The organism is Paenibacillus jepli (genome assembly GCF_047238105.1).
Lineage (GTDB): Bacteria > Bacillota > Bacilli > Paenibacillales > Paenibacillaceae > Paenibacillus_D.
Map to the genome: position 1 here is coordinate 3,924,226 of NZ_JBDFMD010000001.1, position 13,013 is coordinate 3,937,238.

The 13,013-nt window shown below is 56.6% G+C and carries 11 protein-coding genes; 6 read left to right on the plus strand and 5 right to left on the minus strand.

From position 1 onward, the window contains the following. Nucleotides 1-151 precede the first annotated feature (151 nt). The 4 genes from ABC336_RS17145 to ABC336_RS17160 form a co-directional block, all read right to left on the minus strand. Nucleotides 152-1,162: a DUF3137 domain-containing protein gene (locus ABC336_RS17145; protein ID WP_413239792.1), complete on the minus strand. Its 1,011-nt coding sequence runs from the start codon at nucleotides 1,160-1,162 to the stop codon at nucleotides 152-154. 3 nt (nucleotides 1,163-1,165) lie between these two features. Then, complete coding sequence (locus tag ABC336_RS17150; RefSeq protein WP_413239793.1) at nucleotides 1,166-1,720, minus strand: LemA family protein; 555 nt, start codon at nucleotides 1,718-1,720, stop codon at nucleotides 1,166-1,168. A gap of 570 nt (nucleotides 1,721-2,290) precedes the next feature. Beyond that, complete coding sequence (locus ABC336_RS17155; protein WP_413239794.1) at nucleotides 2,291-3,070, minus strand: DUF6492 family protein; 780 nt, start codon at nucleotides 3,068-3,070, stop codon at nucleotides 2,291-2,293. Between the two features lie 121 nt (nucleotides 3,071-3,191). Beyond that, nucleotides 3,192-4,793, minus strand: coding sequence for a histidine kinase N-terminal 7TM domain-containing diguanylate cyclase (locus tag ABC336_RS17160; protein ID WP_413239795.1), 1,602 nt, complete (start codon nucleotides 4,791-4,793; stop codon nucleotides 3,192-3,194). Between the two features lie 250 nt (nucleotides 4,794-5,043). Here ABC336_RS17160 and ABC336_RS17165 point away from each other — a divergent pair, with 250 nt between their 5' ends. The 3 genes from ABC336_RS17165 to ABC336_RS17175 all read left to right on the plus strand — a co-directional run bounded on the left by ABC336_RS17165 (nucleotide 5,044) and on the right by ABC336_RS17175 (nucleotide 6,893). Continuing rightward, the gene (locus ABC336_RS17165; protein WP_413239796.1) at nucleotides 5,044-5,670 is read left to right on the plus strand and encodes an FMN-dependent NADH-azoreductase; all 627 of its coding nucleotides are present in this window, start codon (nucleotides 5,044-5,046) and stop codon (nucleotides 5,668-5,670) included. Nucleotides 5,671-5,817: 147 nt separating this feature from the next. Further along, nucleotides 5,818-6,120 carry a hypothetical protein gene (locus ABC336_RS17170; RefSeq protein WP_413239797.1) on the plus strand — a complete coding sequence of 101 codons (303 nt, stop codon included), beginning with the start codon at nucleotides 5,818-5,820 and terminating at the stop codon, nucleotides 6,118-6,120. Between the two features lie 47 nt (nucleotides 6,121-6,167). Beyond that, nucleotides 6,168-6,893, plus strand: coding sequence for a ThuA domain-containing protein (locus ABC336_RS17175; RefSeq protein ID WP_413239798.1), 726 nt, complete (start codon nucleotides 6,168-6,170; stop codon nucleotides 6,891-6,893). A 237-nt stretch (nucleotides 6,894-7,130) separates the two neighbouring features. Here the strand turns inward: ABC336_RS17175 and ABC336_RS17180 are convergent, their stop codons facing one another. Further along, on the minus strand, nucleotides 7,131-7,736 hold the full coding sequence (locus tag ABC336_RS17180; RefSeq protein ID WP_413239799.1) for a TetR/AcrR family transcriptional regulator: 606 nt from the start codon (nucleotides 7,734-7,736) through the stop codon (nucleotides 7,131-7,133). Between the two features lie 194 nt (nucleotides 7,737-7,930). Here ABC336_RS17180 and ABC336_RS17185 point away from each other — a divergent pair, with 194 nt between their 5' ends. The 3 genes from ABC336_RS17185 to ABC336_RS17195 all read left to right on the plus strand — a co-directional run bounded on the left by ABC336_RS17185 (nucleotide 7,931) and on the right by ABC336_RS17195 (nucleotide 12,997). Further along, entirely contained in the window at nucleotides 7,931-9,049 is a 1,119-nt protein-coding gene (locus ABC336_RS17185) for a DUF418 domain-containing protein (RefSeq protein ID WP_413242542.1), read from the plus strand. Nucleotides 9,050-9,456: 407 nt separating this feature from the next. Continuing rightward, nucleotides 9,457-11,826 carry a helix-turn-helix domain-containing protein gene (locus ABC336_RS17190; RefSeq protein ID WP_413239800.1) on the plus strand — a complete coding sequence of 790 codons (2,370 nt, stop codon included), beginning with the start codon at nucleotides 9,457-9,459 and terminating at the stop codon, nucleotides 11,824-11,826. Between the two features lie 235 nt (nucleotides 11,827-12,061). Further along, nucleotides 12,062-12,997, plus strand: coding sequence for an ABC transporter permease (locus ABC336_RS17195; RefSeq protein WP_413239801.1), 936 nt, complete (start codon nucleotides 12,062-12,064; stop codon nucleotides 12,995-12,997). Nucleotides 12,998-13,013 lie beyond the last annotated feature (16 nt).

A 13,013-nucleotide genomic window follows, 5' to 3' on the forward strand; every position in this document is an offset into this window, starting at 1 on the left:
GTCTCTATTCTAGCGGATTTTGCGAGAGAAAGGGAGAGTTTCATGAACTTTTTTTAATCTTGGCGAAATGGGTGACAGCAGCTGACATCGGCAAGCTGCATGAGCGCAGACAAAAACCGCCGGGCAAGAGGGATGCCGGCGGTTTCCCAGATCAGGATTTGCTCCAGATGCGCGTATTGAGATCGAAGTGCTCGATCAGCGAGAAGAAAAAGATCAGTTCGTCGTATACTCTCTCCATCTGGCGCTCCGTGGACTGTCTCACCGTCGGTTCGAAGTAGTCGGACTTGGACGAAATGGCGACATACATCCGCGAGCCTACGAAGGCGAACTCGACCTTCTGGTCATGCCACGATTTGAAGCCCAGAATCCGTTCCATGAAGTTGGGAGAAAGAAGGTAGCGCGCTTCCACCTCATCGGAGGTATTGGTGTCGAAATAGCGGTTGAAGGCGGGATTCTCCAGGTCGATATTATACATCTTATGTCTGGAGAACAGACCCGACATCTTGTTGCCCAGTTTGTTGAAGAAACCGCCCGCCCCCAGCCAGCCATTAGCCAGCAGCAGCGTAACCCCGCGGAACGACTTGTGAAAATCGGCGACGAACAGCACGCCCTCGAAGACTGTCACATGCCGAGTTGTCGTATGCCCGTTGCTGCCCGTATTGCGTTCGACCCGCCTCAGGTGCAGCTCCGAGAACTCAAAGTCGGTCAGCCCCAGCTTGCCCTTGATTAGATCTTCTCCCTCTATACGGTCGATCCGCTCGTCGAACAGCAGGCAACCGTCGATATGATTGTCACTGATGCGGCTGTATTGGTCGTAATGCACGGCATACTCGTAATCGGGTGTCTCATCCGGCAGCCTGCATCCGGCGACCAGCTCGCGCGCCACGCCTCGCACGATCTGCTGCTTGAAACGGTCCCGGTACTCGCGGTAACGGCGGTTCATCCGGACGACCATGACGACGATTGCGATGACCGCAACTGCAGCCGTGACCAGGATCGCCTCGGGAATGCCGCTCAGGAATACGATCAGCGTCCCCGCCGCCGCAGCGAGGATCGTGACGATGCCGTTCAGGAAGATGCGCTTATAGGCGGCTCGCGCCTCTTCGAGTTCGGGAAGCCGGCTCTGCAGCGCCCGGGCGACGTCAGATTTGGCAGGAAACATCGGTTAGCCCCGTAGGATGGACCGCAGGTCGACATCCTGCTTTTTGGCGGCTGCGGTCTCGAGCAGTTCCTTGCGGCGGAAATTCATCATCGCGGCGAGCAAGTTAAGCGGGAATGTCTCGATCAGCGTGTTGTACCGGTTGACGCGCGCATTGAACGTTCTCCGGCTGGCGGAGAGCTTCTCTTCAAGATCGTTGATCGTCTTCTGCAGATGGACATAATTGGCGCTCGCCTGCAGTTGGGGATAAGCTTCGGCTTGCACCCGCAAGCCGCCGGCCAGTCCTTCCATCTCCGCATAGGCATGGACTTTATCGTCGCTCGTGCGGGCGAGCTGCACCTGATTGCGGAGCGAGACGATACTGTTCATCGTCTCCCTCTCGTGCTCCGTATAAGCGGCTACAGCCTCCGCCGCCTTGCTCAATGCGTCGAAGCGCTGCTCCAGGAAGACGTCGATGGCAGCGAAGGCCTCCTGCACGTTATTGCGTGCAGCGATGAGCGTATTGTAGATCGAGATGATGCCGATGACAATGACCGCGCCTATGATGATGGATGCCCACATGGCGGCAACCTCCTTTGTGTGTGTATTAGTGTGTGTATAAATAGCGCTTGCTAGAAGCGTGGTGAATTCTTGAATCATAACCTTTGGTTGAGGGTGAATTCCGGGAACAGTGTATGCTTCCGAAGCTAGCTTTTCTGCGAAAAGCTTTCGCTCTTCTCCAGGACAATTCCGCCCTACTTCCGGCACTTTTTCACCAATCTTCTAGACACCTGCGGTATATACAGCTACATACGTTTCGGGATATAAAAGGTTGCACGTGCAGCCGAGCGCCGGTCTGACGCGCTGTAAGGCCAGCTGGAGAACCGCCGAAAGTCCATTTAGTTACACGGAGATAACTAGTAGAGGGAGCCACAAATAAACGAACGATGAGGAATGGAGAGGAGAGGGAGGCTGGAGAAAAGCCTATGCTTCCGAAGTCGCTTTCTTGCAGAAAGCGTTAAAATGCTCGCCTTTGTCCCCAGACTTCTAGCGCTAGCGCGGTAAAATAATCAAGAAATCTGGGGACAACAGCGATCGTAAGCCCCCTCTCCTCGGAGCTACCATAGTAACGTTTATTTCAGGTCCGATCTACTAGCCGATGCTGTAGACCTTGCGCTTGTGGAACGAGAGCGACCGGTAGCGGGCCGTCAGCTCCCGCATGCGGCCGGGTGACAGCTGTGCGGGTTCCATGTGCAGGCTGCGGTTTAGCGCCGGCTTCAGGTAATGACGGCCTGGGTAGGAGGAGATGTGATAGTTGGCGTACGTCTCGAACTCGGAGAAGGCGAACTGTTTCTTGCGATCCATGCTATGAAGGATCGCCCGGAACCAGCTCATCCCGTGGCGGGCTTCGATCGTGCGCTTCATCTGCTTTACTATGGTCTTCTCGAAGAGCATGTAGTGGGTGACAAAAGAGGCGCGGGCGGGGGAACGCCCCAGCAGCTTGCGGTAGGTGACGAAGTATTCGGGTTGACTCCAGCTGCGCGTATAGAAAACGGTCTTGCCTTCGGGCGTTAGGAATCGGTGAGGACGGATGAGCACGGTGTCGGCATCGATGACCAGATAGTGAGAGGCGGTGACGAACTTCTCGGCGCCCAGCTTCAACAGCTGCTGGTACAGCCAGCCTGAGCGTTCCCACCGGGCCGAGCGGTAATGAATATCGCGCTTGGTAATCGGCAGCACGGCGGTCTCATTTATGAAGGTGCAGCGTTTGCGGGCACATAGCTTGCGCATTCGCGGCGTGTCCGGCGAGACGATCAGAAACTGACTGATCGGGTGATGCACCATAGCGCGCACACTATCGATGACATGGGGCAGGGTTCCCAGATCCTTCTCGATCGCCGGGATCAGCACATCAATTTTGGTCAGCGGCACATTCTCATCTCCATTTGAGCAGTCCCGGGTGGGACGGCGAATTCACACTGCTTTTGGCAGGTCAATAAGAAGATATGTACATGCCGCAAGGAAGGTTCGCAAAATGGACGAGTGGCCTGTTTCAGTCGCGCTCACTGCTTGGCGATGGCGGCAGAGAATCGGATTGTGCCCGGCTGTAGGCGTTGACCCGGTTGCGCCCGCCCCGTTTGGCAGCGTACAGCGCCTGGTCCGCCTGCCGGATCAGCTCGGCCAGCCCGGTCTCGTCGTCGCCATAAGCACTGACGCCAAAGCTGGCGGTCATCGTCAGGCTGTCTCCCCGGACAGCCAGCGGGGCGCTCTGGATGGCACGTCTCAGCCGCTCCGCCAGCATGAAGGCGTCTTCAGCATCGGCGCCGGGTATGGCCAGGACGAACTCTTCGCCGCCGTAACGGGCGAGCAGATCGCCGCTGCGCAGCAGCGAGCTGCAGACGGCAGCGGTATGCTGCAGGGCAGCGTCGCCCGTGTCGTGGCCATACCCGTCATTGATCTGCTTGAAGTGATCGATATCCAGCAGGATAACGGCAAAGGGCAAGTTGGACTTCACAGACTCCGCCAGCTTGCGTGCCCCCAGTTCCATAAAGTGCGTACGATTGTAGAGACCGGTAAGCCCGTCGGTCGTCGCCATATGCTGCAGCTTGTTATGGAGCAGTATTTGTTCAGTGACATCCATGAAGACGACCGTGTGTCCAATCGGCTGCCCGCTCCGGTCCGGCAAGGGAGAGATCCTCACCTGATAGTGGCGGAGCTGGTCCTGGACGTGGAGCGCCATCCGGATTTCCTGGGCAGCCGGCCGAGAGGGGTCATCCGGTGCGAGCATCGCTTGTTCGATCTCGGGTATCGTAAGGATAGCGACGGATTGTCCGACCGCCGTATCGCCCAGTCCGGGCAGCAGGCGGGAGGCCGAACGGTTGAAATCGCCGATCCGGCCGTCCTGATCGAGGACCAGCACGGCATCGCGCATATTCTCGAAGATCTTCTCCCGGGCGATCGGCGACACCCGCAGCAGGCCAGTCGAGAGGATCGCCCAGATATAAAGGGCCGAAGTGAAGCTCATAATAATCGGTACAGGATCCATCTGAAAAGGCGTGTAGCCGAGCAGATAAATAAATGAGCCCAGCATGGGCGCATAGAGTGTGACAAGAATCGTCGCCATCTGGACCCGGTAGGTGCGCTTCCAGTGACGGATCAGGATCAGCCCGGCTGCCAGCAGACACGCAAAAGTGAAGCTCCCGTGTACGATGTACCACTGGCCGATGACGATATCGATGAGTACGGCAGGAGCGTCCTCCCGTACGTAGATAGTTTGATAGAAGAGGTGATGCAGATCATTGGTTGCCACCATGATGCTGGTGGTGACCGGGATGGCGAACAGCGCGCAGATGGCCCGGCGGGTAAGGTAGCGTTCGAGATTAACATAGTGGAGGACCAGCATCAGGCAGCATGGAGCGATGAAGGGCATGCCCAGATACTCGATGATGATCCACAATTTCGCCTCAGCGAGTGAGTCGCTGGCCAGCTCGAAGGCGAAGCCAAAAGTATAGATGCAGCTGAAGATGCCCATCCAGACGAAGGTGCGGATGCCCGAGAAGCTGGTCTTGACGTTGAGTGCGTAGATGACCATGAGGACATGCAGGGCACCGGATATCGAGACGAGCACGATATAGTTCTGAATAGCGGAATCCATGGTCAGCACCGCTCCAATGACGGGATAGTTAGGTGAAAGAGGTTCGCGCGCATTCTGACCGAAGTCAGGTATATTGTATGAGTCCATGGTATCATACTTGCCACAGCCGAGGAAGAAAGGAATGTCGAATGCTGGGGAATATTGTAATCAGACAAGAGGGGAAAGTGCTGGACAATTTATATTTTGTTTGTTACTATAAATAAGTAATTAACATAAAAAGAGAATTGAATACAGGAGGAGAAACCCATTTATGGCACAAGTATTGTTTATTAAAGCTAACAACAGACCTGCCGAGCAATCGGTCACTGTGCAGTTGTACGAGCAGTTCCTAAGCACCTATAAAGCAAATCATCCGGATGATATCGTTACCGAGCTCAATCTGTTCGAGGCCGATCTGCCTTACTTCGATAATGATATGATGAACGGGCTGTTCAAGCTGGGGAAGGGCATCGAGACCACGCCTGCCGAGCAAAAAGCGGCCGACCTCTCCAATACGTACCTCGACCAGTTCCTGGGCGCGGATAAGATTGTCCTGGCGTTCCCGCTCTGGAACTTCACGATCCCTGCTCAGCTTACAACGTACTTGTTCTATCTCTGCCAGTCGGGCAAGACGTTCAAATATACTGCCGAAGGGCCGGTAGGTCTGGTGAAGGACAAAAAAGTCGTGCTGCTCCAGGCTCGCGGCGGCGTGTACAGTGAGCAGCCGATGGCAGCCATGGAGATGTCGCTGAACTACGTGCGGACGATTCTTGGTTTCATCGGCATCGACAATCCGGAGGTCGTGGTCGTGGAAGGTCACAATCAGCTGCCGGAGCAAGCCCAGTCGATCATCGGCGAGGGTCTTCACAAAGCTCAGGAGCTGGCTGCGACGTTCTAAGCCTGGCCGGCGCTTCCCAAGCAGCTCCCGAATCCGCCTTGCGCGAGGTTCGGGAGCTGTTTTTGTTGGTACGCAATCGACTCTTGAAGCACTGAGTAATAGGGTGTACAATAGGGCGGTCAGTACGATTACGTGGAGGTAGAACCTATGACGAGCAAGCGGCCGGAGGCCGAGAAACCGGTGGATGAGCAAGAGCTGCTGCAATATATTATAGATCGTACAAGCGAGAAGGCGGAGGATATCCGGCTCGTGCTGAAGCACGAGCAGGCCTACATCGAGCAAGCCGCATCGAAGACGAGCGGCGAAGTGGATATCGACATCGACGATCTGGTCGATTATATCGTGCAGCGGCGTGATGTCCGGTTGAGCGAGCTGGCCGTAGACACGATTCTGGAGGCCGAGATGTCCTACCTGATGGAGCAGGGTGTAGCTGGCTACCTGCAAGACTGACCTTGAGAGGCAGATTATATTTTACAATAACTAGGAGGTTGAACGAGTTGAACCAACCAGTCAGAGTAACGATCTGGAACGAGTACCGGCATGAAATGAAAAATCCTGTCGTACGGGAAGTCTATCCCGAAGGGATCCACAAGGCGATCGGCGCGTCGCTGCCCGAGCATCACACGGTGGTGTACGCGACATTGGATGAAGAAGAGCATGGGTTGACCGAGCAGCGCCTTCAGGAGACGGATGTGCTGCTGTGGTGGGGTCACACCGCACACGGCGAGGTGCAGGAGGAGATCGTGCAGCGTGTATACGAGCGGGTACTGCAAGGAATGGGGCTGATCGTGCTGCATTCCGGACATTTCTCGAAAATCTTCAAGAAGCTGATGGGCACGTCCTGCGATCTCAAATGGCGGGACCAGGGCGAGAAGGAGCGGCTGTGGGTCGTCAAGCCCGGCCATCCGATCGTCCGCGGCATCGGCGAGTATATCGAGCTGCCGAAGGAAGAGATGTACGGCGAGCACTTCGACATCCCGCAGCCGGACGAACTGATCTTCACCAGCTGGTTCGAAGGCGGCGAAATCTTCCGCAGCGGCTGCTGCTGGACACGCGGTAAAGGAAAGATCTTCTACTTCCGTCCGGGCCATGAGACGTTCCCGACCTATCATAATCTCGATGTGCAGCGCGTGATCGCCAACAGCATCGATTGGGCGGCGCCCGTAGGAGCAGCAGCGCCGCAGTACGGCAACGCCAAGCCGCTGGAGGAACTGGCTTACTGATTAAGCGAGCAACCGCCGGAGTCCAGCAATGGAGCCCGGCGGTTGCTTCGTATTTGCGCACTTCCCTTACAGCGCCGGAGTCGGCGGTCCGCCGGGCTGTAGCACACCTTTCTTCCCTTACAGCGCCGGAGTCGGCGATCCGCCGGGCAGTAGCGCATCCATTTCTCCCCACAAGCTGACATTGTGGGGAGTTCTTATGTTTGGTGCGGCAATGCCCTTTGCATCGGATGCAGCGGGTCACCTCTGCAGCTTACCGCTGCCAAGGCAGTGAAGATGGTGGCTGAGCAGCTCTTCGATCCGGGGCAGCGGCAGCGCGGTGGGCTGCAGCAAATGCTGGAGCGACAGACCGTCGACAAGGGCGTGCAGCCGTTGGGCTTCGAGCTTAACATCCAGATCGGCGCGTGCCAATCCTTCGCCGATCAGGGTGAGGATGACGTATTGCGCGCTCTCATACAACCCGCGATGCATCTTGTCGCTGAGCTCCTGGAGCTCGGCGTGCACGGTCGCTTTGGACATGAAGGCGAGCCAGACTTCCATCTCCAGTCTGCGTTCTTCATCGACAGGCATGAACTGGAGCAGCAGCAGGACCATCGACTCCAGCGGCGGGCCATCAAAGCTGGTATTGCGGATGCGCGTCTCGATCCGGTCGAGGAACAGATGCATCGCCCACGAGAACAGCTCCAGCTGGCTGTTGAAATAATGGCGCATAGAGCCGACTGAAAGGCCCGCTTCGGCAGCTATTTTACGGACGGTGGCTCCTTCGATGCCGTCACTTCGGATGATCCGGAGCGCGGCTTCGACCACTCGTTGACGTTGGTGATCATGATCGACTATTTTAGGCATGGTTCAAGTATAGCATATTGCCTTTTATAGTACGATGTGCTAATTTAAGTGATACATTGTATTAAATAAAAGGGGCTATTCACTTGTCTTCTAAAACTTATTATCAGCCATTGCCTATGTCAGCACAGACCGAAACAGCATCCCCACCCGCGCCATCCCGACCTGCGGCGCCCCCGCCTTCGCCATCCCTCCGGATTCGTCTGCTTGATGTCCTTCGCGGATTCGCTATCCTGGGAACGCTCGGTACGAACATTTGGATTTTCGCGTATTTGGGGGATCTCAATTACTTGTTCACTTTTACAAACAACGCATGGTGGGAGAGTCCGGATACCTTCGTCCGCCTGATCTTCCTGGCGCTGGTGAACGGCAAATTCCTGGGATTGCTGGCCATGATGTTCGGTGCCGGCCTGGAGATGAAGTATCGGCAGGCGCTCCGCAAAGGGCGGCCGTGGCCGGGGATGTACCTGTGGACGGCGGGACTGCTGATGCTGGAAGGCTTCCTGCATTTCTTGCTCGTCATGGAATACGATATCCTGATGGGCTATGCCGCCGCAGCTGTGATCGTCGCTTATCTCGTCAAAGCCGGAGAGCGGTCGATGCGCCGGGCTCTATATTGGATCGGCGGAATCCACCTTGCAATTGTGCTGCTGATCAGCACAGTATTAGGTTTCGCAGCTGTCTCGGGTGGATCCTTTAGTATGGGCGATATGAGTGCGGTGGTCAGCCTGTACAGTCAGGGAACTTGGCTGGAACAGGTCGTGTACCGGCTGACGCACCTGCCTGAGTTGCGGCTGGAGGTGGTGTTTGCGCTGCCGCTCAATGTCTGCCTGTTCCTGTCAGGGATTCTGATGATGCGGGCGGGGGCATTTTCCCCGGGGGATGCCGGGCAACGGATACGCCGGAGGATGCTGCGGCTCGGCTTGATCCTGGGCTTGCCGCTCAACCTGTTGCTGCTGGTCCCCGGAGGCGTCTTCGATATCCCGCTGCGTTATCTGTTTGCCCCGCTGCTAGCCATTGGTTACCTGGCAGTGATAGGGTATGGGCTGGAGCGGTTTGCGCATGCAAGGATATGGACTTATCTGGAGAACGTAGGACGGATGTCGCTTAGCTGCTATGTCGGGCAGAATCTGCTCTGCGCCTGGTTATTTTATGGCTGGGGGCTTGGGCTTGGAGGAACACTCGATGCCTTTCAGGTTGTGGGCGTCTGGGCTGGCCTCAGTTTGCTGCAGCTGATGTTCGCCACGGTATGGCTGCGCTATTTCCGATATGGACCGATGGAGTCGGCCCGCAGGACACTTTCGCCCAAGCCTTAATCCATCATACAGAGAGCCCTTCGGATAACCGGAGGGTTATGTGGCATGCAGCGCCCCCGTTCAACATGCCCCAAGCTGTTCAACATGCCCCGAGCTTTCGCCGCAAGAAAAGCCCAGCCCCGCAAAAGCGTACCACCACCCCTTATCCGCCTGCTGCAAAAACCGTGAACAGGCGGTATTTCGGCGTTTGGCAGCCGAGCAAAAAAGTCCCATTGAACGCAAGGTGCAGGAAGGCGAAAATAAAGAGCAAGAAAAGAGAAGCGCGGCATGAAACGTATAAATTCTAAACATTAAGCGATCACATTCAAGCTGGGAAAGTATATAAGAGGTCTGAAAATGTCCTGTGACCTTGCCGAGTTCTTCCTTATAATAAAAGAGCCATCTCAAGGATAGGAGATTGATGAATAATGTTAAAGCGCTTACAAATTGGAGCGAAAAAGCTTGTCGGCGGGAGCCATGCGCGGAGAGGCGCTTTTTACCGCAAAAGCCTCATCCTTATCCTGCTCACGGCCAGCATCCCGGGCTTCGTCACTGGAATGTGCATCTACTGGTTCTCGGTGGCAGGAATCGAGCGGGATCTGAACGAGATGCACCAGCGGCAGATCGATGAGCGGGTGGATAATATCGACGACCAGCTCAGCTATCTGGAGTTGGATCTGTCCCACTGGGCGTTCAGTCCACGCTTCGGCTATCCGCTGCAGGAGCTGGACTTCGTCTATCATTTCCAGGAGACATGGGATATCAGCAAATCGCTGGTCATCCTGCAGGGCTCGCATCCGCTCATCCAGGATGTCAATCTGTATATCCAGCCGCTGCAGCCGGGCGATGCGCCGGTATTGTTCAATACAGGCTTCCACATGCTCAAGAACGCAGCGCAGATCGAGCCCTACGAGGAACTGATGCGGGATGGCCGCAGTATGTATTGGAAGAAAGTCGGCCAGCAGCGGATCGCTGACGGACTCGACCGCCGGGAGCCGATCCGACTCGTGCATCAGATTCCGGGTGAGAGCACCAATCCTTTTGGAGTGCTGTCCATCACGGTCAACCACGAGAAAATGGTCAATCTGCTGAAGACGATGACCCCCTACAATGAGGGAGCCACCTTTCTGATGGAAGGCACCGACAACGTGGTGGTCTCGGATAATCGGGCATCCTCGCAGGCGCTCTACAGCGAACTGCGGGAGGAAGTGACGAAGCGGATCGACACCAAGGGCAAAGACACCTTCCTCTGGGAGCGCGAGGGCAAGACATACAGTGTGTCATATGGCAGCTTCATGCGGGTGGACAAAGCGTGGACCTATGTCTCCGCTGCTCCGGTTACGGCAATCACGGCCCCCGTCGTCATGCTGTCCAATACGATCCTGATCGTCAGCAGCATCGGACTGATCGTCGCCCTGCTCCTCTCCTGGCTGGCCTCGATCCGGATGTATTCGCCGATCGCCCGGCTGATGGGACGCCTCGGCGGGACAGAGCTGCATCCCCGGGAGCTTGACGAGTTCCAGTTCATCGAGAAGCAGTGGCAGTCTGCGGAGCATCAGAGTCTGCGTCTTCAGGAGAAGCTGGATGACCAGCTGCCGCATCTGAGGTCAGGCTTCCTGCTCCAACTGCTGCAGGGACATCTGTATGCCTATAGTGAGCGGGATCTGCGCAGCCGGCTGCAGCGCTACGGGTGGGAGACGGAGGGCTGCCAGTTTCATCTGCTGCACCTCCGCCTGACAGGGTACAGCCGGCTGAGCGGGCGGTTCCCGCGCGGCGACGAGAGCCTGGTTACTTTTGCGGCGGCCAATATTATAGAAGAATTGGCCCAGGAATCATTCGAACGGTCCGATGTCATGAACTTCCACGACCTGTCCGTCTGCGTCATGATCGTCAGCGAGGCGGGCAGCGAGGTTGCGGAGCAACTGGAGCAGCTGGGCGAGCGGGTCAGCGAGATGATCAACCGGATCCTGCAGCTGCAGGTGACATTGACGATCAGCCGGCCGATCGAGCAGCTGCGGCGGGTGGCGGAGACATTCATGGAGGCCGAACGCGCCTCAGGGTACCGGCCTTTCGTCAATCAGAATCAGACGATCCGGCTGGACGACTACGAGCGCTCCATCGAAGGACAGTCGGCACGCTATCCCTTCTCCATCGAGCTGGAGCTGGTGCAGACGATGCGCAGCGGCCAAGGCGCAGCGGTGGTAGCGCTGGTGGACCGCTTCTACGAAGAGGTGCTCAGCTACCGCAGCTCCGAAGCGCAGATCCAGCAGAGTCTGCTCCAGCTGTTGGGCTCCCTGCAGCACATGATGCTGCAAGCAGGCATCCTGCCGTTCCAATTGTTCGAGGGGGCAAATATGTACGAAGAGCTCTCACAGCTCAGGGATCCTGAGAAAATGCTGGATTGGCTCAAGGAGCGGGTCATCGCACCATTCATCGCCGAGCGGGAGGCCCGGGCCAGCCGGCAGCTGCGCGAAGTGGTCGATCAGACAGTTTCGTATCTGAAGGAGCACTATATGTCGCCGGTGTCGCTGGAGTCGTGCGCAGATCGCGTCGGCGTCACATCCTATACACTCAGCAAACTGTTCAAATCGGTGACCGGCGTTAATTTCATCGACTATCTGACCGAGCTGCGCATCGCCAAGGCCAAGGAGCTGCTCCGGGAATCGGAGATGCAGATCAATCTGGTTGCTGAGGCGGTGGGGTATCAGCAGCGTTATTTTAACCGCATCTTCAAAAAGCATGCCGGCGTGACGCCCAGCGAATACCGTGGCCAGTCTGCAGACTCGTCGCCAGGCTGAAGATCGCGGGGTCCCGCTCGGGTGGTATAGGCAGTCAGCAGCACCTCCAAAAAAGTACCATAGCCATGGAAAACCCAAGAGTGACGCGGGATGCGGGCGTTGACTGAAGGCGGCAAAAAAGTGGAATTGAAAGCGCTTGAGTACATCTGCAATACTCGGAGGCAGGAAGCCCAATCACGACAACGACAGAAAGGAAGAGCCGATGGAGACGAACGCACAAGCAAGGAACAACCGCATGACACAGCGAGATCTGCCCGTGAAGCAGAAGCGCTCGTGGACGGCCCGGATCAAAAAAGACCGCTGGCTCTACGTGCTGCTTCTTCCGGGACTGCTCTACTTCCTGGTATTCAAATATCTGCCCATGTGGGGCGTGCTCATTGCCTTTCAGAACTTCCAGCCGTTCCTTGGCTTTTGGGAAAGCCAATGGGTCGGGCTGGATCACTTTCGCACCTTTTTCAATAATCCGGACTTTGTCCGCTTGCTGCGCAACACGTTTATTTTAGCCGTGTACGATCTGGTGTTTTTCTTCCCGGCGCCGATTATCGTCGCCCTGCTGCTGAACGAGATCCGGGTCGGCATCTTCAAACGATTCGTACAGACGATGGTCTATGTACCGCATTTTATCTCCATGGTCATCGTCGCGAGCATGACTTATGTGTTCTTGACGACGCAGGGCGGCGTACTGCATGACCTGGTCCAGCAGCTGACCGGGCGCAGCTTCAACTTCCTGGCGGATCCGGACTGGTTCCGGCCGCTCATCATCCTGCAGATCATGTGGAAGGAGACGGGCTGGGGCACGATCATCTTCCTGGCGGCACTCGCTTCGGTCGATGTCGAGCAATACGAGGCCGCCGTCGTCGACGGTGCCAGCCGCTTCCAGCGCTTGTGGCATGTCACGCTGCCAGCCATCAGCGGTGTGATCTCGATCCTGCTGATCCTGCGGCTGGGCAACTTCCTCGACAACGGCTTTGAGCAGATCTTCCTCATGACCAACTCGCTCAACCGTACCGTGGCGGATGTATTCGATACGTACGTGTACTTTGTCGGCATCACGCAGGGTGCATTCAGCTACAGTACCGCTATCGGGTTGTTCAAGTCCGTAGTCGGCATCGTCCTGATCTTCGGCAGCAATTACCTGGCGAAGCGGATGGGCAAGGAAGGACTTTACTGATGAAGGAAAGGAGCTG

What these genes read in the sequence shown, in the direction of transcription:
- ABC336_RS17180 (WP_413239799.1), bottom strand. Translation starts at nt 7,736, where the DNA reads ATGCCTAAAATAGTCGATCATGATCACCAACGTCAACGAGTGGTCGAA.
- ABC336_RS17190 (WP_413239800.1), top strand. Translation starts at nt 9,457, where the DNA reads ATGTTAAAGCGCTTACAAATTGGAGCGAAAAAGCTTGTCGGCGGGAGC.
- ABC336_RS17160 (WP_413239795.1), bottom strand. Translation starts at nt 4,793, where the DNA reads ATGGATTCCGCTATTCAGAACTATATCGTGCTCGTCTCGATATCCGGT.
- ABC336_RS17165 (WP_413239796.1), top strand. Translation starts at nt 5,044, where the DNA reads ATGGCACAAGTATTGTTTATTAAAGCTAACAACAGACCTGCCGAGCAA.
- ABC336_RS17150 (WP_413239793.1), bottom strand. Translation starts at nt 1,720, where the DNA reads ATGTGGGCATCCATCATCATAGGCGCGGTCATTGTCATCGGCATCATC.
- ABC336_RS17170 (WP_413239797.1), top strand. Translation starts at nt 5,818, where the DNA reads ATGACGAGCAAGCGGCCGGAGGCCGAGAAACCGGTGGATGAGCAAGAG.
- ABC336_RS17145 (WP_413239792.1), bottom strand. Translation starts at nt 1,162, where the DNA reads ATGTTTCCTGCCAAATCTGACGTCGCCCGGGCGCTGCAGAGCCGGCTT.
- ABC336_RS17195 (WP_413239801.1), top strand. Translation starts at nt 12,062, where the DNA reads ATGACACAGCGAGATCTGCCCGTGAAGCAGAAGCGCTCGTGGACGGCC.